The 22,945-nt window shown below is 33.2% G+C and carries 25 protein-coding genes; 9 read left to right on the forward strand and 16 right to left on the reverse strand.

Annotated features, from left to right (window positions below; genetic code table 11):
• Nucleotides 1-366 precede the first annotated feature (366 nt).
• The 4 genes from pruA (at nucleotide 367) to BM238_RS05325 (ending at nucleotide 4,698) form a co-directional block, all read left to right on the forward strand.
• Complete coding sequence (pruA, locus tag BM238_RS05310) at nucleotides 367-1,992, forward strand: L-glutamate gamma-semialdehyde dehydrogenase (RefSeq protein ID WP_090079179.1); 1,626 nt, start codon at nucleotides 367-369, stop codon at nucleotides 1,990-1,992.
• A 336-nt stretch (nucleotides 1,993-2,328) separates the two neighbouring features.
• On the forward strand, nucleotides 2,329-2,568 hold the full coding sequence (locus tag BM238_RS05315; RefSeq protein ID WP_090079180.1) for a YtxH domain-containing protein: 240 nt from the start codon (nucleotides 2,329-2,331) through the stop codon (nucleotides 2,566-2,568).
• Between the two features lie 225 nt (nucleotides 2,569-2,793).
• Nucleotides 2,794-4,323, forward strand: a complete 1,530-nt coding sequence (locus BM238_RS05320) for an aldehyde dehydrogenase family protein (RefSeq protein WP_090079181.1) — start codon at nucleotides 2,794-2,796, stop codon at nucleotides 4,321-4,323.
• The gene (locus BM238_RS05325) at nucleotides 4,324-4,698 is read left to right on the forward strand and encodes a DUF779 domain-containing protein (RefSeq protein WP_090079182.1); all 375 of its coding nucleotides are present in this window, start codon (nucleotides 4,324-4,326) and stop codon (nucleotides 4,696-4,698) included.
• A 51-nt stretch (nucleotides 4,699-4,749) separates the two neighbouring features.
• Here the strand turns inward: BM238_RS05325 and BM238_RS05330 are convergent, their stop codons facing one another.
• The 5 genes from BM238_RS05330 to BM238_RS05350 form a co-directional block, all read right to left on the reverse strand.
• Entirely contained in the window at nucleotides 4,750-5,166 is a 417-nt protein-coding gene (locus BM238_RS05330) for an EamA family transporter (protein WP_090079183.1), read from the reverse strand.
• 8 nt (nucleotides 5,167-5,174) lie between these two features.
• Nucleotides 5,175-6,530, reverse strand: a complete 1,356-nt coding sequence (gene hisS, locus BM238_RS05335; RefSeq protein ID WP_090079184.1) for a histidine--tRNA ligase — start codon at nucleotides 6,528-6,530, stop codon at nucleotides 5,175-5,177.
• Between the two features lie 112 nt (nucleotides 6,531-6,642).
• Nucleotides 6,643-7,125, reverse strand: a complete 483-nt coding sequence (locus BM238_RS05340; protein ID WP_090079185.1) for a GNAT family N-acetyltransferase — start codon at nucleotides 7,123-7,125, stop codon at nucleotides 6,643-6,645.
• A 115-nt stretch (nucleotides 7,126-7,240) separates the two neighbouring features.
• Nucleotides 7,241-7,705: an HRDC domain-containing protein gene (locus BM238_RS05345; protein ID WP_090079186.1), complete on the reverse strand. Its 465-nt coding sequence runs from the start codon at nucleotides 7,703-7,705 to the stop codon at nucleotides 7,241-7,243.
• A gap of 82 nt (nucleotides 7,706-7,787) precedes the next feature.
• The gene (locus BM238_RS05350) at nucleotides 7,788-8,117 is read right to left on the reverse strand and encodes a single-stranded DNA-binding protein (protein ID WP_090079187.1); all 330 of its coding nucleotides are present in this window, start codon (nucleotides 8,115-8,117) and stop codon (nucleotides 7,788-7,790) included.
• A 183-nt stretch (nucleotides 8,118-8,300) separates the two neighbouring features.
• Here BM238_RS05350 and BM238_RS05355 point away from each other — a divergent pair, with 183 nt between their 5' ends.
• From BM238_RS05355 to BM238_RS05370, 4 genes are all read left to right on the forward strand, one after another.
• The gene (locus tag BM238_RS05355; protein WP_090079188.1) at nucleotides 8,301-8,483 is read left to right on the forward strand and encodes a CPXCG motif-containing cysteine-rich protein; all 183 of its coding nucleotides are present in this window, start codon (nucleotides 8,301-8,303) and stop codon (nucleotides 8,481-8,483) included.
• A gap of 129 nt (nucleotides 8,484-8,612) precedes the next feature.
• On the forward strand, nucleotides 8,613-8,954 hold the full coding sequence (locus BM238_RS05360; RefSeq protein ID WP_090079189.1) for a hypothetical protein: 342 nt from the start codon (nucleotides 8,613-8,615) through the stop codon (nucleotides 8,952-8,954).
• Nucleotides 8,955-9,004: 50 nt separating this feature from the next.
• On the forward strand, nucleotides 9,005-12,676 hold the full coding sequence (locus BM238_RS05365) for a DUF7948 domain-containing protein (RefSeq protein ID WP_143093358.1): 3,672 nt from the start codon (nucleotides 9,005-9,007) through the stop codon (nucleotides 12,674-12,676).
• 56 nt (nucleotides 12,677-12,732) lie between these two features.
• Entirely contained in the window at nucleotides 12,733-13,014 is a 282-nt protein-coding gene (locus BM238_RS05370) for a T9SS type B sorting domain-containing protein (RefSeq protein ID WP_090079191.1), read from the forward strand.
• A 167-nt stretch (nucleotides 13,015-13,181) separates the two neighbouring features.
• Here BM238_RS05370 and BM238_RS05375 read toward each other — a convergent pair whose 3' ends face one another.
• From BM238_RS05375 to recQ, 11 genes are all read right to left on the reverse strand, one after another.
• On the reverse strand, nucleotides 13,182-14,018 hold the full coding sequence (locus BM238_RS05375; protein ID WP_090079192.1) for a CvfB family protein: 837 nt from the start codon (nucleotides 14,016-14,018) through the stop codon (nucleotides 13,182-13,184).
• 63 nt (nucleotides 14,019-14,081) lie between these two features.
• Complete coding sequence (locus BM238_RS14390) at nucleotides 14,082-14,642, reverse strand: hypothetical protein (RefSeq protein ID WP_177205430.1); 561 nt, start codon at nucleotides 14,640-14,642, stop codon at nucleotides 14,082-14,084.
• A 7-nt stretch (nucleotides 14,643-14,649) separates the two neighbouring features.
• Nucleotides 14,650-14,793 (reverse strand): hypothetical protein, encoded by a 144-nt coding sequence (locus BM238_RS14395; protein WP_177205431.1) that lies wholly within the window; start codon nucleotides 14,791-14,793, stop codon nucleotides 14,650-14,652.
• A gap of 379 nt (nucleotides 14,794-15,172) precedes the next feature.
• Nucleotides 15,173-15,424 carry a DUF2442 domain-containing protein gene (locus BM238_RS05390; RefSeq protein WP_090079194.1) on the reverse strand — a complete coding sequence of 84 codons (252 nt, stop codon included), beginning with the start codon at nucleotides 15,422-15,424 and terminating at the stop codon, nucleotides 15,173-15,175.
• Nucleotides 15,425-15,430: 6 nt separating this feature from the next.
• The gene (locus BM238_RS05395; protein WP_090079195.1) at nucleotides 15,431-15,688 is read right to left on the reverse strand and encodes a DUF4160 domain-containing protein; all 258 of its coding nucleotides are present in this window, start codon (nucleotides 15,686-15,688) and stop codon (nucleotides 15,431-15,433) included.
• 123 nt (nucleotides 15,689-15,811) lie between these two features.
• A complete protein-coding gene (gene lpdA / locus BM238_RS05400) occupies nucleotides 15,812-17,215 on the reverse strand; it encodes a dihydrolipoyl dehydrogenase (protein WP_090079196.1) in 1,404 nt (467 codons plus the stop codon).
• Between the two features lie 265 nt (nucleotides 17,216-17,480).
• Nucleotides 17,481-17,984: a hypothetical protein gene (locus BM238_RS05405; protein WP_090079197.1), complete on the reverse strand. Its 504-nt coding sequence runs from the start codon at nucleotides 17,982-17,984 to the stop codon at nucleotides 17,481-17,483.
• Nucleotides 17,985-19,058, reverse strand: coding sequence for a glycosyltransferase (locus BM238_RS05410; protein WP_090079198.1), 1,074 nt, complete (start codon nucleotides 19,056-19,058; stop codon nucleotides 17,985-17,987). It lies immediately after the preceding gene.
• Nucleotides 19,059-19,382, reverse strand: coding sequence for a hypothetical protein (locus tag BM238_RS05415; RefSeq protein ID WP_090079199.1), 324 nt, complete (start codon nucleotides 19,380-19,382; stop codon nucleotides 19,059-19,061). It abuts the gene before it with no gap.
• Nucleotides 19,367-19,612 (reverse strand): hypothetical protein, encoded by a 246-nt coding sequence (locus BM238_RS05420; RefSeq protein ID WP_090079200.1) that lies wholly within the window; start codon nucleotides 19,610-19,612, stop codon nucleotides 19,367-19,369. Before BM238_RS05420 ends, BM238_RS05415 begins: the two co-directional genes overlap by 16 nt.
• Nucleotides 19,613-19,623: 11 nt before the next feature.
• Complete coding sequence (gene recQ / locus BM238_RS05425; RefSeq protein ID WP_090079201.1) at nucleotides 19,624-21,828, reverse strand: DNA helicase RecQ; 2,205 nt, start codon at nucleotides 21,826-21,828, stop codon at nucleotides 19,624-19,626.
• A 102-nt stretch (nucleotides 21,829-21,930) separates the two neighbouring features.
• Here recQ and BM238_RS05430 point away from each other — a divergent pair, with 102 nt between their 5' ends.
• On the forward strand, nucleotides 21,931-22,890 hold the full coding sequence (locus BM238_RS05430; protein WP_090079202.1) for a KpsF/GutQ family sugar-phosphate isomerase: 960 nt from the start codon (nucleotides 21,931-21,933) through the stop codon (nucleotides 22,888-22,890).
• Nucleotides 22,891-22,945: the final 55 nt, after the last annotated feature.

Genomic DNA, 22,945 nt, shown 5'->3' on the forward strand with positions numbered 1-22,945 from the left:
GCAAAGTGGGCGAAGGTTTTTATTAGATGTGTTTAAATTTTACGCTTGAATTTCTTTGCGTAAATCTTTGTGACTTTGCGTGAAAGGGTTTCGATGCATTTACATGGGATTGCTTCGTGCCTCGCAATGACTATTCGGACGAAAAAATAAACTTCTTTTTTAGCCGCGATTGAAACGGCATCCTTTTTTTTTTTTTTCAAAAAAAAAGAAAAAGATATAGTGGAAAGCGGGACAAACCTTCTTAAAAAGCAAAAAATCTCTTGCTTCAAATTCATAAAAAAAACTTAATTAATTGAACAAATTCGCAAGTCCGAAATGAAAGCCTTAACTTTGTGAAACTTGATTTTAAACTATAAAAATAAATATATGTCAAAAGCAATTTCGGATGTGCCAGTGGTTTTAAACGAACCGGTAAGATCTTACGAACCCGGCTCAGCAGAGGTGAAAAGCCTGATCTCAACTTACAAAAAAATGTGGGGCGAGAAAATGGAAATCCCAATGGTGATCAACGGAAAGGAAATTACCACATCTAAAAAAGTGCAGTTGCAGTCACCACAAAATCATCAGCACGACTTTGGTTTTTACTACGAAGGCGATATGTCTCACGTGGATGACGCGATAAAAACGGCTTTGGAAGCGCGCCAAAAATGGGCGGCTTTAGGCTGGGAACAAAGAGTTGCGATTTTCTTGAAAGCTGCTGATCTTTTTGCAGGACCTTACAGAGATCGCTTAAATGCAGCAACAATGATCGGGCAATCTAAAAGTGTGCATCAAACAGAAATTGACGCGGCTTGTGAATTTATCGATTTTCTAAGATTTAATGTAGAGTTTGTGCGCGAAATGTATGCGGAACAACCAATTTCTGATGAAGGAATGTGGAACCGCGTTGAATACAGAGCTTTGGAAGGTTTTACTTTTGCGGTGACGCCTTTTAATTTTACCGCAATTTCAGGGAATTTGCCTTCTTGTATGGCGATGCTTGGAAATGTGGTTTTGTGGAAACCTTCAGACAAACAGGTTTACTCTGCGCACGTCATTATGGAAGTTTTCCGTGAAGCAGGACTTCCGGATGGCGTAATCAATATGGTTTTTACAGACGGAAAAGAAACGGCTGAAAAAGTATTGCAACATCCAGATTTTGCTGGTTTGCATTTCACAGGTTCGACGAGTGTTTTCCAAAATATGTGGAAACAGATTGGCGATAATATTCACAAATACAAAACTTATCCAAGAATTGTAGGTGAAACAGGTGGAAAAGATTTCGTAATCGCGCATCCTTCAGCTCACGCAGACGCGGTTGCAACTGGTTTGGTTCGTGGTGCTTTTGAATACCAAGGACAAAAATGTTCTGCGGCTTCAAGAGCTTATATTCCACAATCTTTGTGGGAAGCTGTAAAATCTTCAATGGACGCTCAATTGAAAACGATAAAAATGGGATCGCCGGAAGATCCTTCAAATTACATTAACGCCGTGATTAGTCAGGTTTCTTTTGATAAATGCAAAGGTTATATTGAAAGAGCAAATGCTTCTAATGACGCAGAAGTCATTTTTGGTGGAAAATGTGATGATAGCAAAGGCTGGTTTGTAGAGCCAACTGTGATTTTGACTACCAATTCAAAATACGAAAGTATTTGTGAAGAAATTTTTGGACCTATTTTAACGATTTATATTTATGAAGATCGAAAGTGGAAAGAAACTTTAAAACTGGTTGATGAGACTTCACCTTACGCTTTAACTGGCGCAGTTTTCAGCCAAGATCGTTACGCAATTGAAGAAGCTTACATCGCTTTGGAAAATGCAGCGGGGAATTTTTATATCAATGACAAACCGACTGGTGCAGTTGTCGGTCAACAACCATTTGGTGGCGCAAGAGCCTCGGGAACGAATGACAAAGCAGGTTCAAAAATGAATTTGATGCGTTGGGTTTCTGTGAGAACGATTAAGGAAACATTTAATCCGCCGAAGAATTATAGATATCCTTTTTTAGGTTAAAATTTAAATAAAAAAAATCCGGAATTTAATTATTCCGGATTTTTTTTGCTTTTTCAAAAATTTTTATTTTTTGAACGAATCTCCTGCAAAATTTTTTTTTCCCAACCCTAAAGAATAAAAAATTTATGCAAAACTATATTCTTAATAATATGATTAGTTTTCACGAAATGTTTCTTAATGATTTTTAAAAAACTCTATTATGAAATAGTGTTGTTTATAAATTATTGGAAATCTATAATTTATAGTTTTATTAACACAAAAAATTTTTCTTTGGCACATAATTTTCAATAACAGAAACTTCAAACAAAAATTATTAATACATAAAAATTAGAAATTATGGCAAGTAAAGGTAAAGGTCTTTTAGCATTATTAGGATTAGGTGCATTAGCTTATTGGAAATACAAAAATTCTTCTGCAGCTGATCAACAAGTAGTAAAAGACAAAATCAACAACGCAAAAGACAACTTAAAAGGTTGGGGAAATGATTTAAAATCAAAAGCAAATGACGTTGCTGGTCAAGTGAAAGACAAAGCTGGTGATTTACAGTCTCAAGCTGAAAACGTCGCTTCAAACTAAGAAAAAATTTAGGTTAGTAAAAAAACTCTTTTCAAATGAAAAGAGTTTTTTTTGTCTATTGGTGCTGTTTACAAATTGACATTTTTTAAAGGCCTTTTAAAATTTTAGTAAAATTAGATAGGCTATTACAATCATAAAAGATTCTTAAAAATAATATATTCGGATTTTGTTAGCCATATTATTTCTAACTTAGTAGAAATGATTTTTAATAATTAAAAACAAAGTATGAGTACATTAACAAAAACAGAATCGGAAAATCTTATCAAAAGACCCGACTTCAAAAGTAAATATGGTAATTACATTAATGGTAAATTCACCGAACCTGTCAATGGAAAATATTTTGATGTAGTTTCTCCAATAGATGGACAGGTTTTTACAGAAGTAGCACATTCATCCAAAGAAGACCTTGAAGTTGCAGTGAACGCAGCAGAAGCGGCTTTTAAAACGTGGAAAGACACTTCTTCTACAGAACGAAGTATTATTTTAAATAAAATTGCGGACCGTATTGAAGCAAATCTGGAATACATTGCAGCCGTCGAAACGGTTGATAATGGAAAAGCTGTTCGTGAAACTTTGATGGCAGATATTCCTTTAGCGATAGATCATTTCAGATATTTTGCCTCAGTGATCAGAGGTGAAGAAGGTTCTGCAACTGAGCTTGATAAAGACACCGTTTCCCTGATTATTCATGAACCTTTAGGTGTAATTGCGCAGATCATTCCTTGGAATTTCCCAATATTAATGGCGGTTTGGAAACTTGCACCAGCTTTAGCAGCCGGAAATTGTGTCGTTTTGAAACCTGCCGAAAGTACACCGGTTTCAATTTTAATTTTAATGGAATTGATCGGCGATCTTTTGCCAAAAGGTGTTGTAAATATTGTTAATGGTTTCGGTGGTGAATTAGGTAGAGCATTAGTTACGAATCCAAAAATAAATAAAGCCGCTTTCACAGGTTCTACAGCAACCGGAAGATTGGTAATGCAATATGCAACTGAAAATATTATCCCTGTAACTTTAGAATTGGGCGGTAAATCTCCCAACATTTTCTTCAATTCTGTAATGGATGCAGACGATGAATTTTTAGATAAAGCTTTAGAAGGTGCGGTTTTATTTGCCTTAAATCAGGGCGAAATTTGTACTGCGCCCTCAAGATTATTGGTTCAGGAAGATATTGCAGATGCATTTATTGCAAAAGTAATTGAAAGAGTTAAAGCTATAAAATTTGGAAATCCTTTAGATAAAACCGTGATGATGGGTGCGCAGGCGTCTAAAATTCAAAAAGACAAAATTGAATCTTACATCAAACTTGGAAAAGAAGAAGGTGCAGAATGTCTAGTTGGTGGCGAGGTTAATCATCTTGGTGAAGATTTAGAGGAAGGTTACTACATTCAACCGACCATTTTTAAAGGAAATAACAAAATGCGCATTTTTCAGGAAGAAATTTTTGGACCTGTTCTCGCATTTACCACTTTTAAAGATGAGGCAGAAGCAATTGAGATTGCAAATGATACTATTTATGGTCTTGGCGCCGGAGTTTGGACCCGTGATGCACATCAATTATATCAAATACCGAGACAGGTGCAGGCTGGAAGAGTTTGGGTAAATCAATACCACGCTTATCCTGCGGGCGCACCTTTTGGCGGATATAAGCAATCGGGAATTGGACGTGAAAATCATAAAATGATGCTTGATCATTACCGAAACACGAAAAACATGCTGATTTCTTACAATAAAAATAAATTAGGATTTTTCTAAATGATAAGAAGATTAAGCGTTACCGAAAAAGCCCTCGACACTATTTTTGAACTTGAAAAAAAATATGGTGAACTCATGTTTTATCAAGCAGGTGGTTGTTGTGAAGGAACACAACCACAGTGTTTTGAGAAAGGTGGTTATTTTCCGCGGATGAATGACGCGATGATCGGTCACATCAACGAACATGAATTTTGGGTCGATAGGGATTTATTTGAATATTGGAAATACTCGCATTTTACCCTGGATATTTTGGAAGGAATCGGACCCGGCGGCTTTTCTTTAGAAACTCCACTTGGTAAAACTTTTAAAGTTCATTATAAATTATTTTCCAAGGAAGAATTAGAAGATCTTGAACCGGTTATTCGGAACGAGTAAATTTTAATCAATCAAAACTAAACCCTTTCGATAAAATTTGAAAGGGTTTTTTTATTTAAAAATTAGCAAAATGGTTCCGGCAATTATTAAAAGTGCACCAACGCCTGCTTTCCAGGAAATCGTTTCGCCAAGAAATACAATTGAAAATACAATTGTCAAAGCCAAACTTAATTTATCAACACCAGCGACTTTTGAAACTTCACCCATTTGCAAAGCTTTGAAATAAAATATCCAGGAAAGCCCGGTGCAAACGCCGGAAATTGTCAGAAATATCCAGGTTCTTGTGGTAATTTCACCGATGTTTTTAAACTCGTTTCTAAAAAATACAATCGCGGTTATCATAATTAAAACAACAACGGTTCTAATATTTGTGGCTAAATTGGAATTGACATTTTTAACGCCAATTTTAGCAAAAATCGCAGTTAAAGCGGCAAATAATGCAGAAACCAAAGCGTAAATCCACCACATGATTTTAATTAAATTTGATTAAGAAATTCCTGCTGATCGTAAGTTTTTTGTTCGCCGGACTGAAGATTCTTTACAGTGATCGTTGCATTTTTCAATTCCTCTTCACCTAAAAAAACCATATTTTCAATACCTTTCTTTTCAGCGTAAGAAAATTGTTTTTTAAGCTTTGTATTTTCAGGATACAGTTCTGAGGAAATGTCTTTTTTATGAAGTTCATTTATAATTTTTAGAGCCTGAATACTTTCCTCAGTTCCATAATTCACAAATAAATATTTTGTTTTTTCTACGGAATTTTCCGGAAATAAATTGAGTTCTTCCATTACCAGATAAATGCGATCCAAACCAAAAGAAATTCCAATTCCAGGGATATTTTTTACGCCAAAAACCTCTGTCAGATTATTATACCTTCCGCCGCCTCCAACAGATCCCATTTCTACGCCATGGGCCTTTATTTCGAAAATCGCTCCGGTGTAATAATCTAAACCGCGCGCTAAAGTGATATTGAAAACTAAATTCTGGTGAGAAATTCCGAGATTAATACAATTGTTTAAAACAAATTCCAACTCTTCAACGCCTTCCAAACCAATTGCAATGTTGGTAAATTTTTCTTTTAAATCTGCTAACAACTGCAACTGATCTGACTGAGTTTTAAATAAAAATTCCAGTTTTTCAATAGATTCTGAACTGATATTTTTTGATTCCAATTCTTTAACAACTCCTTCTCTACCGATTTTATCTAATTTATCTAAAGCGACAGTGAAATCAATTAACTGATCAGGAATTCCCGCATATTCGGCTAAACCAGTTAAAATTTTCCGGTTGTTCATTTGAAGTTTTACCGGAATTTTTAGATCTAAAAACGATTTTAAATATAACTGAACCAATTCAACTTCCTGCAGCAAACTTTCGCTTCCTACAACATCAGCATCACATTGGTAAAATTCTCTGAAACGTCCTTTCTGTGGGCGATCTGCACGCCAAACCGGCTGAATTTGATAACGTTTAAAAGGAAAAGTCAATTGACCGTGATTCATTGCAACATAACGGGCGAAAGGAACTGTCAAGTCGTAGCGAAGTGCTTTTTCGGAAATTTGCGAAGTTAATTTCTGAGAGTTTTTAGAAGACCAATCTTCGGAATTTGTTTTCGAAGCATAATCACCGGAATTCAAAATCTTAAAAATTAATCGATCACCTTCTTCGCCGTATTTTCCGGTTAAAGTTGAAAGATTTTCAAAACTTGGCGTTTCCAAAGGTTGGAAACCAAAAAGACGAAAGTTTTTTTCTAAAACTGATATAATATATTTTCGGCGGTACACTTCTTCCGCGGTAAAATCGCGTGTTCCTTTGGCTAAACTAGGCTTCATTATAATTGGTTGTCGGTTGTCAGTTATCGGTTGTCGGTTTTTGACAACTTTAACTTTAAAAATTAAAACACAAAAATAAGGAAATTAAAACATAATTTTTTGCATTAATTAGTTACAATTCTTTTAGCATCCAAAGATTACAGCCGCTGTGTCCGGAGTTTCCTAAGGATTTTTCTAAAAATTTAAATCCCTGCTTTTCGTAAATAGAAACTGCAGTGGAAAACTCCGGTAAACTTTCAATGTAAATTGATTTAAAACCAATGTCTTTGGCAAAACTAATACTTTCTTCCATTAATTTTCGACCGATTCCTTTTCCGCGTGAATTTTTATGTAAATAAAATTTTACCAATTCTGCGCAATCTTCGGGCAACCCTTCTGTCGGGAAAATGCCGCAACAGCCTAATAATTTTTCATTTTCTTGTGCTACAAAAAGAGCAGATTTTTTTTCTTTAAATAAATCATAAAGATGATCTGTAGTTGGATCTACATAAACCGTTCCTGATTTTGGCGCATTGAAATCATCAAAACAACTTCTTATGATTGACGCAATTTCTAAATTATCTTTTTCTTCAATTTTTCTAACTGTGATTTCCATTTTTTAAAAATAATAAAAAATATGGAAATTTCAACTCTAATATTTAGTTTGAAAATAAAAAGGCCGAAAGAAAAATTCTTCCGGCCACTTCATTTTCCTCCATCAATTTGTGTTTCTATATCTGCTCCAGAATCTCAATAATTTCAGAGCCGTAATGTTCAATTTTAAATTTTCCAAATCCTTTTATCTCCTGTAATTCTTCTTTTTTAAAAGGTTTAAATTTCGCTATCGAAGAAAGTTCTTTATTGGTAGCAATAAAATAAACCGGTAAATTCTGTTCTTTTGCTTTCTCTGAGCGCCAAAGTTTTAAGCTTTCTAAAATTTTGATCTCGTCAGTATTTAACTCCTGATCTTCCACCGAATATTTTTGTGCTTTTGGTTCGTTTAAAGTAGTTGAAAGAGTATCTTCCTTCTTTTTTTTATCTTCATAATAAACGCACGCAGACCAATAATTTTCTTCATATACGAACGAAGAATTGACATTGCAGATCTCATGGTTCAATAAAAATTCATCAACAAGTTTTTGGTCAGATAGAAGATGCTCATCAGTAATTCTTACTTTTAATATTTTGACTTTCATAAAGGTAAAATTTGGTTATTAAGGGAAATCTTTTAAAATAACTTTGCCTAATTATTAGCTAGGCAAAGTTTCTTTGAAAAAATTAATTTGCGCCAAGAAGAACTAATTCCTCCACGCGAATTTCAGTGAAATAACGTTTTACGCCTTCTTTATCATCGTAAGTACGGTATTGAATTTTTCCTTCAACAGCAATTTCTTTTCCCTTGGTGACATATTTTTCCATAATATCTGCCAATTTTCCGTTGACAACCAGATTGTGCCACTGCGTTTCTTCTACTTTTTCTCCGAGAGCATTTGTGTAAAAATCGCTTGTTGCCAAACTTACTTTTGCAAGTTTTCCTTTTTCGAAGTTGATGATCTCTACTTCTTTTCCTGTTCTTCCAATTAAGGATACTTTGTTTCTTAGTGACATAACATTTAAGTTTAAAAAATTAATATTAGAAGTGAGCCGTTACTTGTCTGTCTCATTTCTCTGCTGCAAAGATTCATCAACAATGAAAATTTATTCGGTAATTATCTATTTATTTTCGTTTGTAGTCATTTGTAAACGAATAAGTTGTAATTTAGTTTAGTAAAACTTTAATAAAATAAAAATATGTATGAGCATTTTTATACCTGTCCTTACTGTTGGGAAAATATATCAGCTCTGCTCGATTCATCCGTTAGAGATCAGACTTATATCGAAGATTGTGAGGTTTGCTGTAATCCAATTGAGCTTCACGTGGTTTTTGAGGAAGAAGAATTAATGGGTTTTGAAGCGATTAATATCGAACAATGATTTCACGCAAAGGCGCAAAGAAATACACGCAGAGAAAGTGGTAATTTTTATTAAATAAAAATATCATTCACAAAAATGATTGCTCGTTTACCTACTCAAAACTCTTCCCAATAATTAAAAAAAGAAACTATGGAATGTCTGGAATGCAGTCAAAAAATCGTTGGCAGAGCCGATAAAAAATTCTGTGACGATGCCTGCAGAAACAGTTTTAACAACAAACAAAACAGTGATTCTACAAACCTGATGCGAAATGTGAACAACAAATTGCGTAAAAATTTCAGAATTTTAGAATCTATTAACGAAGATGGAAAAACCAAAACCACCAAAACAAAAATGACTTCCAAAGGGTTTGATTTTGACTTTTTCACGCAAATTACAGTTTATAAAAATGGCTCAGAATACAGGTTTGTGTACAATCAGGGTTATAAATTTCTGGAGGAAGATTGGGTTTTGCTCGTGCGGAAAGAATAAATTATCTTAGCCGCTTACTTTATTCGATGAAAAAAACGCTACTTTTTTTAATGATTTCCATAAATTTTTTAAGTTTTGCACAAAAAGCGAAACAAAATTTTGAGTATTCATTTTACGAAAATAAAGGTCAGATCATCGATCAAAGTGGAAAACAAAATAAAGAAGTTAAATTTCTTTATATTTCAAATGGTTTGAATGTTCAGATTAAAAAAACAGGATTTTCTTATGATGTTTATGAAAGTGAAAGAAAAGAAATTTCGCCCACAAAAAAATCATTAGTAAGCATTTCCAGAAAACAAAAACCAAACTTTAAAACCACTCAAAAATTTCATCGAGTTGATATTGATTTTGAAAATTCTAATCCGAATGTAGAAATTATTGCGGAAGATCAATCTACCGATTACGATAATTATTATAATATTCCGAACATTCCGAAAGGAGTTGAAAAAGTCTATCGTTACAGAAAAGTTACCTACAAAAATCTTTATCCAAACATCGATCTGGAATTTTTTAAACCAAGTGATACTTTAAAACCCGTAGAATATAATTTTATTGTAAAACCCGGCGGGAAAATTTCTAATATTCAGTTAAAATTTAACGGTGCAAAAACAAAGTTAAAAGACGGCAAACTTTATATGAAGTTGCGTTTTGGTGAGATGCAGGAAAATATTCCAAATTCATGGATTGAAGATTTAACTTCTAAAAAAGACATTAAAGTTAATTTCAAAGAAACCGGAAATCAAACTTTTGGATTTAAAAGCGCGCAGGATAGTTTTGATAAAACGGTGGTGATTGATCCGACGCCGACGCGGATTTGGGCGACTTACTATTTTGGCTCTTCTTATGAACCATTAATTAAAACTGTGAGAACTGATAGTGACGAAAATATTATTACAACAACTCAAGTTGATATATTTTCAAATAATAATTTAGTTACTTCGGGAGCATTTCAAACAAATTTCAAAAACGTTGATGAATATTCTTTGCTTTCAAAATTTAATAAAGATGGACAACGTTTGTGGAGTACTTTTATCGGTAATTATTCCTATTACATCAATGGAGGTTTGATGAATGTTATAAATGACTGCGTTGTAAATAATAAAAAGGAAATTTATATTGTAGGTAAAGCTGTGGAGCAAATTTCTAATTATTCCAATAACATCACAACACCCGGTGCTCATAAAGAGATAGCGACAGGATCTCGTGTGGAGGGTGAAATTATGAAATTCAATGAAAATGGTGGTAGAATTTGGGGTACATATTTTGGTGGTGACAGTTCTGATGAAATACTTTCAGTTTCTTTAGACAGTAATCAAGATTTAATAATTTCTGGAAGAACTTATAGCGATAAAGGAATTGTAACTGCAAATCCTTACAAATCATTTATACAAAATTCTTATTATATTGGTTTTTTTGCTAAATTTTCCTCTGCTGGAAATCAAATTTATGGAAGTTATTTACCAGACGTCATTTATCACAATGCAGTGGATAAAAATGATAATTATATTTTTTGCGCTTATAGTTACGATAAAAGCTTTCCATCTGAAGGAACTTCCGGAACACACCAGCCGATTATAGTAGGACAGGCAAATTCCCTTCTTATTAAATTCGATAAAAATTTTAATAAAATTTGGGGCACATATTATGGCGGTACATTGTTATATGGATTAAGCGGTCAACATGATAATGAAAACTTTCCTTTTGGTGTTGGAACAGATTCAGCAAATAACATTTATATTGCCGGAAATACTACTGCAAAACAAAATATTGCCACGCCAAATTCTCACAAAGAAAATTTTAGCGGTACTGGATCCGACGTCTTTTTAGCCAAAATTGACGAAAATGGAAACAGAATATGGGGAACTTATTTTGGCGCTAATACTGGATTTGATGATAAGGTTCATGATTTATTTGTAAAATCTGATGGAAGTTTGTACATCGCAGGTGTGACAGGAAATTCAACAGATATTGCTACATCAAATGGTTATATTAATGATTTTAAAACATTAAATTATGTAGGAGGATTTCTTACAAAATTTAACAGTTCAGGGATGCAGCTTTGGGGAACTTATTACCCTGAAATTTTTTCTATTTTTAATAGTAAAAATAATATTTATTCGTACAGTTATTCAGTTAACAATTTTGGAACTTCTGGAACTTTTATGCCTGCTGCAGTATATGGAGCAACCTTTTTACTCACCAAATTTCAGGACTGCCCCGATGATCTATTTGTTTCGGCAACTTCCCCTGTCTGCCCAAATTCAGATATTAACCTAAAAGCATCAGGTGGAACTTCTTACGCGTGGACAGGTCCAAATAATTTTAAATCAACAGACCAAAACCCGACAATTTCAAATGCTAATTCAATAAATTCCGGCACTTATTATTGTAAAATTACCGGATCGGGAGATTGTGACGGCACATTTTCAGTTGATGTAAAAGTGGAAGATAAAACGCCACCAATTCCAAATATTACAAATCTTCCAGATATTAAAGGAGATTGTAATACCGTAGTTTCAGTATTTCCAACGGCAATAGATGGTTGTATGGGAAATATTATTGCAACAACAAAAAACCCTTTACAATATTCAATTCCCGGAACCTATGTCGTTGTTTGGGATTACGACGACGGAAACGGAAACATTGCACATCAAAATCAAAATGTGATCATTTCTTCGCCTGCTTTACCCACGGCAAATGCTACGCAAGAGTTTTGTAGCACTGAAAATCGAACAGTTGCAGATCTGCAGATTTTAGGGCAAAATATTACCTGGTATGATGCAGCCGGAACTGTTTTAGATCCAACTTCAAAACTAGTCAATGGCGATTATTTCGCTTCACAAAATAGTAGCGGTTGCGAAAGTGACAAAATAAAAGTTTCCGTAAAAATAAATGTAACGGCTCTTCCTACAGCAAATGCAAATCAGGATTTTTGTTCGACTCAAAAAGCCACCATTTCAGATTTAAAAGTAACGGGAACTGGTTTAAAGTTTTATGATCTGGCTGGAAATTCTTTACCAACTTCTACTTTGCTTTTAGACAATACTTCTTATTTTGTGACGCAAACCAGCAATTCCTGTGAGTCAGATAAATTTGAAATAAAAGTCGCAATTAATCAAAATGCTTTGCCAGCAAATGATTTTGGTTTATCGTTTTGCAATGACACAACCTCAACTTCAAAAATCGAGGATTTAACAAAATACGAAGAAAACTTAATTAGTAATTCTTCAGGTTACATTTTCGACTATTTTGACCAAAATCAGAATCCCATCAACGATTTTAAAAGCCGAACACTTTCAATTGGCAACAATGTTTTTTATGTAAAAGTTTCCACCGCGCAAGGTTGTTTTAAATTAGTAAAATTAACGCTTCAGTTGAATGAAAAACCGGTCATAAATTTACCTGAAACTGCAGAATTTTGCAATGGTTTATCGGTAATTTTAAATCCTGGAAATAATCCCAATTATTCCTATGAATGGAGCACCGGCGAAACAACCAATAAAATTCAAGTTGATAAAGAAGGAACTTATACAGTAAAAGTTAAGACAAGTTTTGGCTGCGAAAATACAGCATCAATTATTGTAAAAAAATCAGTTTTAGCAAATATTTTAAAAGTTGAAATTTTAAATAATAATGCAACCGTAATTCTTTCGGCGAATGGCGATTTCGAATATTCACTCGATAATAAATCTGCCAGATTTCTAATCAATTTAAGAATTTAGCAAATGGAAATTATACCGTTTACGTCCGTGCAAAATCCGGTTGTATTATTGGTGAAATGAACTTTTCCATATTTAACATAGCCAATTCTTTCTCACCAAATGGCGACGGCATAAATGACACCTGGAAAATTGACGGTTTAGAAAACTACCCAAATTCTGAAGTTTCAGTTTACGATGTTTCAGGAAAAAGAGTTTTTTATAAAATTACTTCCGGAAGTTTTGAATGGGACGGAAAATTGAATAGTCGAAATCTACCAACGGCAACTTATTGGTACACGATAAAAGTTTCCGATGGAAGGATTTTAAATGGATATTTGTTGCTGAAAAACAGGAATTAATTTGGGCAGACTTTTGACTTCGTCGAGAGTATTTTTATAGTTTTTTTTATGGCAGCTTTTCCGTCCTCCGTTCCCGCTTTTTCTTTTAAATTTTTGTAAAATTTAAAAGAAAAGAGCTCCACTCAGGCCGGGCTGCAGTTTTTGCCCAATAAGAAAAATTTAGCTACTTATTCTCCTTCTTCGTACAATTTGATTTTATCGTCTAAAATCTCAATTTTATTCCATTTGTAAAGTCCTCCAATGGCTTTTTTAAAATTTTTCTTACTCATTTGAAGTTCTTGTTTGATGTCTTCCGGTGAAGAGTTATCACTCAAATAAAGCAAACCATGATTGGCTTCCAAAGCGTCAAGAATTATTTTTTGAAACTCATCATTGTTTTCATAACCTTCGGGCTGAAGCGAAACATCAATTTTTCCATCTTCGCGAATGGCTTTTATATAACCGATTTCTTCCGACAAAGGATAAAGTTTTTTGTAAACATCAGAAGCGTAAATTAAGCCAATATATTCTTTGTTGATCACGACATTCCAACCCAATTCTGACTCGTTCATCATAATCAGATTTACTTTATCGCCGTAGTTAAAAGGTGTATTTTCGTATTGTGGATTTCTTTTAAACTTCGTTGTTCCGGTAATCAGATCGGTAAATTCGTCCACATAAAGTTGAACCAGATATCTTTTCCCTTCTAAAATTTTAGATTTCTGCTGTTTGTACGGAATAAAAAGATCTTTGATAATTCCCCAGTTCATAAAAGCGCCACTTGGCATAGATTCCACGCAGGTCAAAACAGCAAATTCGCCAACCTCAGCAATTGGTTTTTCGGTTGTTGCTTTTAATCTGTCATCATCCTGAAAAACAAAAACTTCCATTTCTTCTCCAATCACGGGATTTTCCGGCGCAAAAACTTTAGATAAAAAAGCGCGTTCGCCATCTTCATCTTCCAGAAATAAACCTGAATAATTTTGTTCTGCGATTTTTAAAAATTGGGTTTTGCCGAGTTTCATAAGTAATATAGATTGATTGAATAAAGAATTTGCAAATTTAACTTAATAAATTGGGTTTAAAAATTATTTGAAAGTTGAAACTTCTACAACTCCATTTTTACCAATATCTCCATATTTTAAAATGGCTTCTTCAGTATATAAATATTTGCTTTCAATAAAATTTTGTTGATTCATTTGTGAAAAATCCTGAACATTTACTTTCTTTCCATCAACCAAAATTAAAGGCGCGACATATTCCTTTATTTGAATATTCTCTTCCTGTGCAATAATTTTTAAGTCTGGATTTTTTTTGTTTTCAATTTGTTCCTTGTTAAATTCTATAACGTTTAAAAAGTAACTTTCTAAATTTTGAAATTCATATTCTCCGGCTTGCCAATTTGCAAATTTCCAATATCTCCAGTCTTTTTCGTTAGTCGGTGGAATTAAGAAAAATTGTTGTTCATCATCAAAACCAGCGATAATTAAACATTCTCTCAATTTTTCAATTTGATAATTTTCAATTATCTCAGGATAAATATTCTTTAAATAATCAATTCTTTCAAGATTTTCAAATGTTGGCTCTATATCGTTTGAAGCAGAAAATCTGTTTGAAATTAATAAAAATTCTTTATAATCTTTTGGCAAAATAATGTTAAGTTCTTTTTCCTTTAAAGAAATTTTGATCTTTTGTAGCAGGAATATTTCCGATCCAATTATTATTTTTTTGAATTTCATTAAAATCAAAATCACCTAATTCAATTGCTTGCTTAGAAATTTTAAGTAAAAGTTCTTTCATAATTCAAATTTAATAAAAAATAAGAAGTCGAGACTTTCGTTAATAATAAAAAAAATCAACTAACGATAAATAAAATTTTATGCAAAACTTTGCAGCCCGACTTGATGATGAATTTTTATATTTTCATTTGAATCATCCAACCACTTCGTTAGGTTTGAGTGGAAATCCTTTTTTTGCATTTAAAAAAAAGATTGATTCTACTTTTTATTTATTTTTATTTGAACCATCGAAATTCGTTCCTCGTTTTGAGAACGGAAGGCGGAAAAGCTGCCATAAAAAATATATAAAAGTGCTTTCGACGAAGTCAAATGCTGCCAAAAAAAAATCCAATAAAAAAGAGAAGCCGAAACTTCTCTTTTAATAATTGTTAATTAGAATTTCAATAACTAAATTCTTTTTTATCTAATAATGAGTATAAAAATTCTGGAGAAAAATCCGCACCATTTTCCCATTCAATGGTCCAAGAATTTACCTTAAAATTTTTAAATTTTTCTATATTTTTTAGTTCTGCGAAAATGCCTTTTTTCAAATAATTTTCTAAATCAATTTCTGCTTTTTCATCTGTATTAAATTCAAATTCAATAATAAAATTTGAAACATATTTTGCATTTTTTATCCAAATTAGATTCATTTTCTATTATTTTAAAGGTTCAATTTTATGAGGAAGTTCGCCAATTTGAGTTAATCTCCAATTTTCTAATAATTCTTCTTTATGCAATTCCATCCATTCAAAAACAAGTTTCAGAGCTCTTGCAGGCATAAAACCTTCAATAGTTTCTTCATTAATCGTAATCACTGCTCGATAATCTCCATAATTAATATGAAAATGCGGTGGATTATGATCCATAAAAAACATTTGGATAATTATCCCGTAAAATCTACTAATTTCTGGCAATTTTTCAAATTTATAACGCTAAATTAATCATTTAAAATTAATTCCAGTAAAAAAGAGAAGCCGAAACTTCTCTAATATTTATTTGTGAAATTTTGCGACTTTACCAATCAACAACTTTACAACTTACGAGTGAATAGATCTTTTTCCAGTCGCGTCCAAAGCCGCTTCTTTCACGGCTTCTGCGTAAGTTGGATGCGCGTGAGACATTCTTGCGATATCTTCCGCACTCGCGCGGAATTCCATCGCGACAACTGCTTCTGCAATCAAATCCGCAACTCTCGCGCCGATCATGTGAACGCCCAAAACTTCGTCCGTTTTTTCGTCTGCGATGATTTTAATTAAACCGTCTGTATCACCTGAAGCACGGCTTCTACCTAAAGCACGCATCGGAAAAGTTCCGACTTTTATGGCGCGACCTGCTTCTTTTAGTTGTTCTTCTGTTTGCCCAACACCAGAAACTTCCGGCCAGGTATAAACAACGTTTGGAATTAAATTATAATCGATATGCGGTTTTTGTCCGGCTAAAAGTTCCGCAACCATCGTCCCTTCTTCTTCCGCTTTGTGCGCGAGCATTGCGCCTGCAACGACGTCACCAATTGCGTAAATATTTGAAACATTCGTTTGCAACTTTTCATTGGTTTTCACTCTTCCTCTTTCGTCCAGTTCCACGCCGGCCTTTTCTAAACCTAAACCTTCTGTGTAAGGTTTTCTTCCCACAGAAACGAGGCAATAATCGCCTTCGATTGTTACTTCTTCGCCCTTTTTATCTTTTGCGGTCACTTTTATAGAATCGCCGTTTCTTTCAACGCCGGAAACTGCGGTTGACAACATAAATTTGATACCTTGTTTTTTCAAAACTTTAAGCAATTCTTTAGACAAAGCACCGTCCATCACGGCAATTATTTTATCTAAATATTCTATAACCGTTACTTCAGCGCCTAATCTTTTATAAATGGAACCGATTTCTAAACCAATCACGCCGCCGCCAATTACAACCAAATGTTTCGGAATTTCTTTTAATTCTAAGGCTTCTGTGGAAGTAATTACGCGTTCTTTATCTAATTTAATGAATGGCAAATTTGCAGGTTTTGAACCCGTAGCGATGATCACATATTTTGTGTCGATACTTTCTGAACTACCGTCATCTTTTGCCACATTAATTTTCGTTGCAGATTCAAAACTTCCCATTCCGGTGAAAACTTCGATCTTATTTTTGTTCATCAAAAAGTCGATGCCTTTGGTCGTCACATCTACCACTTCATTTTTACGGGCAATCATTCTTGCGAGATCCGCTTTTGGTTCGTCGATGATAATTCCGTGGTCTGCGAAAGAATGTTTCGCGTTATAAAAATGCTCAGAACTATCTAATAATGCTTTTGAAGGAATACAACCGACATTAAGACATGTTCCGCCGAGTGTAGAATATTTTTCAATAATGGCAGTTTTAAAACCCAATTGTGCGCATCTAATGGCAGCAACATATCCACCAGGTCCCGAACCGATTATAGTAACATCAAATTGACTCATCTTTTTTCGTTTTTTATTTTAAATTGAATGTGGTGCAAATTTAAGGAAATTTTTTCCTTCAAGTCTTATAGATTGGTTTGGATTTTTTTGTCGCTGCATTAGAAAGAATTGGCTGAATGTCATTGCGAGGAACGAAGCAATCTGTTAAACTTATGGCTTATTTTTTTCAGAAGCCGGGAACCTGCTTTCCGCTGTATCTTTTTCTTCGCTATGCGAAAGAAAAAGGATGCCGCTGCAATCAGGGCTATTTAAAATTACAATCAGGTTATTTGGTTTTAATATATAGATAAAATATAATTTCGTAGTTTTTATTTCCAGATAATGTTCTTGCAGATTTCCATTTATTTAGTTCCGGTAATTTTAAAACTCTAATTATCTCATTTTTCACGGAACTATTTTTGAAGTCTGTAACTTCAATATTTTCAATAGAATTTTGTTTTCCTATCAGAATTTTAATTCTATTTTTTGACGGTTTTGCACTTCGCGAAATCTTTAATCTTTCATAAAAAATATTTCGGAAACCACTTACTCCACTTTTAAAATTCGGCAAAATATCAGTGATGTCAACAAAACAACTCTCATTAGATTTCTTGCATGCATCTAAATATATTTCTAAATCTTCTTCCTCCTTTTTAATCAAAATTGAATCTTCTTTAGTAAAAACAAATCTTTGTTCATCTAAAGTTGAAAGCGTCACATATTTTTGCTTATTCATTAAAGGTGAACAAGAATAAATTATAAATAAAAAAAATAAACTTAAATATTTCATTTAAAAACTATTTAATAATTTTTCATATTTCTCCAAAATAATCTCCTTAGAAAACCTCAATTTTATAGAATGTCTAATCCTATCTTTATCATGATTTTCCTTTAAAACTTCACTAATTTTTTCAGCAAATTCCTGATGGTTTTCAATATGAGAAATTTCACCGTTAATTTTTGGCTCTATAATTTCAGTAATTCCGCCTTTGCAGTTATTGGATAAAGCGTAAGTTCCGCACGCGCCGGCTTCTAATAAAACATTCGGAAAACCTTCGTAACGGGAAGAAAGCACAAAAAGATCTGCGAATTTTAAAAATGGATAAGGATTTTTTTGTTGTCCGTGAAAAATGACGTTTTCTAAATGTAAATCTAATTTCATTTGATGCAAAAGTTCCGCATCTTTTCCATTTCCTAAAATATGAAGTTTTATTTTTTCATTTTTCAAATGTGAAAAAACTTTAAGCAAATTATCGAAACCTTTCCTCTGAGACAGATTTCCGATGGCTACGACGTTTTTAAAATCATCAGAAAAAGTTTCAGGTTTTAAAGCATTTTCTAATTTTTCACTGATAAAATCAAAATCAACGGGATTATTTATTTTGATGATCTTCTCTTTTTTAATTTTAAAATTTTCGATCAGATCATCTCTCATATCATCGCTTTGGCAAATGATTTTGTGGTAATTATTATAAAATTTATAGAAAAACTTGATTTCTTTTCGCGTAACGTGTTGCGAAACAACATTAGTTTCCCGCGCGATAAATTTCGTCTTGGGAAACATTTTAATAAAAACCGCCAAATAAGCATTGACCTCACCAAAACCACTAAAAACAATATCCGGTTTTCTTTTTTTAATTTCCTTTAAAATCGGGATTAAAGAATTACGAATCCTTTGAATTTTTAAATCAATAATTTCTACATCATCTTTTAAAAAATCCAGATAACCGCCTTCTTTGCGCAGAAGCATTATTTTTGATTCAAACCTTTCACGGTCGAGATGATTTGCAATTGTGGTGACAATTCTTTCTGCGCCGCCAGTTTCCAAATCAGGAAGAATGAAAATTATTGAGATTTTTTTCATTTACATAAGTTCAGGAAAATCGTGCGAATGGTTATTTAAAATATAATTTACCAAAAATTTATTGTCTTTTTTATCAAAGAAAATATACCAAGTCGTGCGACTATTGGCTTTGTATTTTATAAATCTCTCTCCATATTTCTTAAATTTTTCAGGTGAAATTTTGGAAATTGGTTTGTCAATATTAAAATCTAAGTAATCATAAATTTTATCAATATAAAAATCTACATCTTCTATAAAACTGAAATATTTTTTGGTGTATAAAATTTTAGAAAGTTCATCCAATTGAGAAATAAAATTATCAGAGTAAATTATTTTCCCCACCATTCTCTAACTCTTTTTTTGGATTCAATTCGTGCATTTTCAGAACTCATTCCCTTCGAAAATCTTTCATCAAAATCATCTTTAACAGCGTATTCTAATTCTGGTTCATTAACTTGAAATGAAGAATTATTATTATTTTTTAAATCCAATAATTCCTGAATCGTTTCCAGTTCATCAAGATTTTTTACCCATTCGATGATTTCTTTTTTTGCTTCTATTATTGGATTTTCCATAGTTTTAAAAATTAGTTTGCGACGTCCGATATAAATTTAATTCGTAACATTCTAACTTCTTCATCGCTTAAATCATCACCAAATTCTGCTAAAAGTATTTTCATAGAATCGCTTTCAGATTCTTTCATAAAATCCATAAATTCTTCCACGAGATCTTCATCAAAATTTTCATCAACATAATAATCTATGTTAAGTTTAGTTCCTTGGTAGACAATTCTTTCCATTTCTTTTAAAAGTTCATCCATCGAAAGATTTTTGGCTTTTGCAATATCTTCAAGATCGATTTTTTTATCACAACTCTGGATGATAAATACTTTGTGGGAAGATTTATTGGCAACCTGTTTTAAAACCATATCCTGCGTTCGCTCGATATCGTTTTCTTCTACATATTTTTTTATAAAATCTGCGAAATCTTTACCGAATTTCTTGGCTTTTCCTTCACCAACACCGTAGACTTTTCCAATTTCCTCAACTGAAATGGGATATTGAACGGTCATATCTTCCAGACTCGGATCCATAAAGACCGTGTAAGGCGGAATTCCGTTTTTATGTGCCACTTTTTTGCGTAATTCTTTAAGCTGCAAATATAAAGTCTCGTCTAAACCGCCACTACTTTGCACTTCAACTTGATCAGAATCCGCTTTTGTTTGCGCCAGATCATATTCTCTATCTTCCGAAATCAGAAATTTTTCTTTGTTTTTTCCGTCTAAAGTTTCATTTCCTTTTTCAGTCAATTTTAAAACACCGTAAGTTTCAATATCTTTTTGAAGATAATTTTGAACGGTCGCTTGTCTGATAATCGTTTTCCAGTAATTTTCTGTTTCCTTTTTTCCGGAACCGAAATGTTTGTTGGTTTCCAGTTTATAAGATTTCGTCACCGGACTTTCTTTCCCAGTTAAGACGGCAATTAAATCTTTTGTCCGGAATTTTTCTTCAAGCTCTTTAATAAGTTGAAGAATTTTTATTAAATCTTTTGTTGCTTCTTTTAAAGTAACCGGATTTGTAGAATTATCACACATTTTCGCCCCTTCACCTTTTTCGGGATCGAATTGTTCACCAAAATAATTTAACAAATATTGACGACGGTTCATTGATGTTTCAGTATAACCAGAAACTTCATTTAAAAGTTGAAGACCAATCTCACGTTCTGAAACTGGTTTTTGGGCTAAAAATTTTTCTAATTTTTCAATATCTTTTGGATCGTAGAAAGCCAGACAATAGCCTTCGCCACCGTCTCTTCCAGCTCTTCCGGTTTCCTGATAATAACTTTCTAGAGATTTTGGAATATCATAATGGATCACAAAACGTACATCCGGTTTGTCAATTCCCATCCCAAAAGCGATCGTGGCGACAATAATATCTGCTTCTTCCATCAAGAATTTATCCTGATTGGCGACGCGTGTTTTTTGATCTAAACCTGCGTGATATGGCAATGCATTCATTCCGTTAACCTGAAGAAGCTGAGAAAACTCTTCCACTTTTCTTCGGCTTAAACAATATACAATTCCAGATTTTCCTTTATATTTTGAGACAAATTTTACAATTTCTCGGTCGATATTAACTTTTGGGCGAACTTCATAATATAGGTTCGGTCGGTTAAAACTTTCTTTAAAAACAGTTGCATTAGACATTCCCAAAGTTTTTTGGATGTCATCCTGCACTTTTGGTGTCGCAGTCGCCGTTAAAGCAATAACGGGAAGATCTGCAATTCTATCAACAATCGTTTTGATATTTCGATATTCAGGGCGAAAATCATGGCCCCATTCTGAAATACAATGCGCTTCATCAATGGCAACAAAGGAAATTTTTACTGTTTTTAAAAATTCTTGGTATTCTTCCTTAATTAAACTTTCCGGCGCAACATATAGCAGTTTTGTTTTCCCGGCTCTGATGTCGTCCATCACTTGTTTTGTCTGCGCTTTATTCAGTGAAGAATTTAAAACATGCGCAACGCCATCTTCGTCGGAAAGTCCATTTACCGCGTCAACCTGATTTTTCATCAAAGCAATCAATGGCGAAACAACGATCGCAGTGCCTTCGGAAATCAACGCGGGAAGTTGGTAGCAAAGGGATTTTCCACCACCTGTTGGCATAAGCACAAAGACATCATTGCCTTTTAATAATGTCTCAATAATCTCTTCCTGCTGACCTTTAAATTTAGAGAAACCAAAATATTTTTTAAGTTCTTTTGATAAATCGGTGTTTTTTGTTTCCATCTAATTTTGTTTGCTAAATTTGCACATATTATCAAAGTTATAAAAAAAAATATGAAGTTCAATTTTTTGAACCTTTACTTTTAATTAAAATTAACCTGCAAATTGAAAAATTCAGAGCTTCTAGACTTAGCAAAAAACTCGATAGAAATCGAGATACAGGAATTACAACATTTAAAAGACAGAATTAATAACGAATTTTTAACCGCCTTAGATTTAATCAGTAATTCTGCCGGTAAACTGATCATTGTCGGCATCGGAAAATCCGCGCACGTTGCAAATAAAATCGTGGCTACTTTAAATTCTACCGGAACACCTGCACAATTTTTACACGCATCCGAAGCTTTTCATGGTGATCTTGGAACCATACAAAAAAGTGACGTTGTTCTTTGCATCTCAAATTCAGGAAATTCACCGGAAATCGTAAGTCTATTGCCTTATTTAAAAGAATATAGTTCAGCGTTAATCGCAATGACAGGCAATTTAGAATCAAAATTAGCAGAATATTCTGATGTTGTTTTAAACACTTTCGTTGAAAAAGAAGCTTGCCCGATAAAATTAGCTCCCACAAGTTCTACGACTGTTCAAATGGCGCTTGGTGACGCGCTGGCGATTTGTTTAATGCAAAAGAAAAGTTTCAAAGAACAGGATTTCGCAAAATTTCATCCGGGCGGAAGTTTAGGTAAGAATTTAACGGCAACTGTAGAACGCTTTTTATCTCAAAATAGACCTTCTATTGCAAACAATGCGACAATTCGGGAAATTATTATCTCTATTTCCAGTTCAAAACATGGTATCACAGTAGTTTTAGAGAATAAGAAAATTTTAGGCGTCATAACTGATGGAGATCTTCGTAGAATGCTTTTAAACAATGACTCTTTAGAAAATATTACCGCAGAAAACATTATGTCAAAAAATCCAAAAACTGTTTCGAAAGATGCTTTGGCGAAAGAAGCAATGGCTATTTTAAAGGAAAATAATATTGGACAACTAATAGTCACAAATCTTGAAGAATACTGCGGCATTATTGATATCCATAAGTTACTGGACGAAGGAATTATTTAAATTTTAAACCTAAAAAATCTCCTTTTTCGTATTTTACCTTTAACAATCAGAATTT

Source organism: Halpernia frigidisoli (assembly GCF_900113805.1).
GTDB lineage: Bacteria > Bacteroidota > Bacteroidia > Flavobacteriales > Weeksellaceae > Halpernia > Halpernia frigidisoli.

What these genes read in the sequence shown, in the direction of transcription:
- pruA (WP_090079179.1), top strand. Translation starts at nt 367, where the DNA reads ATGTCAAAAGCAATTTCGGATGTGCCAGTGGTTTTAAACGAACCGGTA.
- BM238_RS05315 (WP_090079180.1), top strand. Translation starts at nt 2,329, where the DNA reads ATGGCAAGTAAAGGTAAAGGTCTTTTAGCATTATTAGGATTAGGTGCA.
- BM238_RS05320 (WP_090079181.1), top strand. Translation starts at nt 2,794, where the DNA reads ATGAGTACATTAACAAAAACAGAATCGGAAAATCTTATCAAAAGACCC.
- BM238_RS05325 (WP_090079182.1), top strand. Translation starts at nt 4,324, where the DNA reads ATGATAAGAAGATTAAGCGTTACCGAAAAAGCCCTCGACACTATTTTT.
- BM238_RS05330 (WP_090079183.1), bottom strand. Translation starts at nt 5,166, where the DNA reads ATGTGGTGGATTTACGCTTTGGTTTCTGCATTATTTGCCGCTTTAACT.
- hisS (WP_090079184.1), bottom strand. Translation starts at nt 6,530, where the DNA reads ATGAAGCCTAGTTTAGCCAAAGGAACACGCGATTTTACCGCGGAAGAA.
- BM238_RS05340 (WP_090079185.1), bottom strand. Translation starts at nt 7,125, where the DNA reads ATGGAAATCACAGTTAGAAAAATTGAAGAAAAAGATAATTTAGAAATT.
- BM238_RS05345 (WP_090079186.1), bottom strand. Translation starts at nt 7,705, where the DNA reads ATGAAAGTCAAAATATTAAAAGTAAGAATTACTGATGAGCATCTTCTA.
- BM238_RS05350 (WP_090079187.1), bottom strand. Translation starts at nt 8,117, where the DNA reads ATGTCACTAAGAAACAAAGTATCCTTAATTGGAAGAACAGGAAAAGAA.
- BM238_RS05355 (WP_090079188.1), top strand. Translation starts at nt 8,301, where the DNA reads ATGTATGAGCATTTTTATACCTGTCCTTACTGTTGGGAAAATATATCA.
- BM238_RS05360 (WP_090079189.1), top strand. Translation starts at nt 8,613, where the DNA reads ATGGAATGTCTGGAATGCAGTCAAAAAATCGTTGGCAGAGCCGATAAA.
- BM238_RS05365 (WP_143093358.1), top strand. Translation starts at nt 9,005, where the DNA reads ATGATTTCCATAAATTTTTTAAGTTTTGCACAAAAAGCGAAACAAAAT.
- BM238_RS05370 (WP_090079191.1), top strand. Translation starts at nt 12,733, where the DNA reads ATGAACTTTTCCATATTTAACATAGCCAATTCTTTCTCACCAAATGGC.
- BM238_RS05375 (WP_090079192.1), bottom strand. Translation starts at nt 14,018, where the DNA reads ATGAAACTCGGCAAAACCCAATTTTTAAAAATCGCAGAACAAAATTAT.
- BM238_RS14395 (WP_177205431.1), bottom strand. Translation starts at nt 14,793, where the DNA reads ATGAAAGAACTTTTACTTAAAATTTCTAAGCAAGCAATTGAATTAGGT.
- BM238_RS05390 (WP_090079194.1), bottom strand. Translation starts at nt 15,424, where the DNA reads ATGAATCTAATTTGGATAAAAAATGCAAAATATGTTTCAAATTTTATT.
- lpdA (WP_090079196.1), bottom strand. Translation starts at nt 17,215, where the DNA reads ATGAGTCAATTTGATGTTACTATAATCGGTTCGGGACCTGGTGGATAT.
- BM238_RS05405 (WP_090079197.1), bottom strand. Translation starts at nt 17,984, where the DNA reads ATGAAATATTTAAGTTTATTTTTTTTATTTATAATTTATTCTTGTTCA.
- BM238_RS05410 (WP_090079198.1), bottom strand. Translation starts at nt 19,058, where the DNA reads ATGAAAAAAATCTCAATAATTTTCATTCTTCCTGATTTGGAAACTGGC.
- BM238_RS05415 (WP_090079199.1), bottom strand. Translation starts at nt 19,382, where the DNA reads ATGGTGGGGAAAATAATTTACTCTGATAATTTTATTTCTCAATTGGAT.
- BM238_RS05420 (WP_090079200.1), bottom strand. Translation starts at nt 19,612, where the DNA reads ATGGAAAATCCAATAATAGAAGCAAAAAAAGAAATCATCGAATGGGTA.
- recQ (WP_090079201.1), bottom strand. Translation starts at nt 21,828, where the DNA reads ATGGAAACAAAAAACACCGATTTATCAAAAGAACTTAAAAAATATTTT.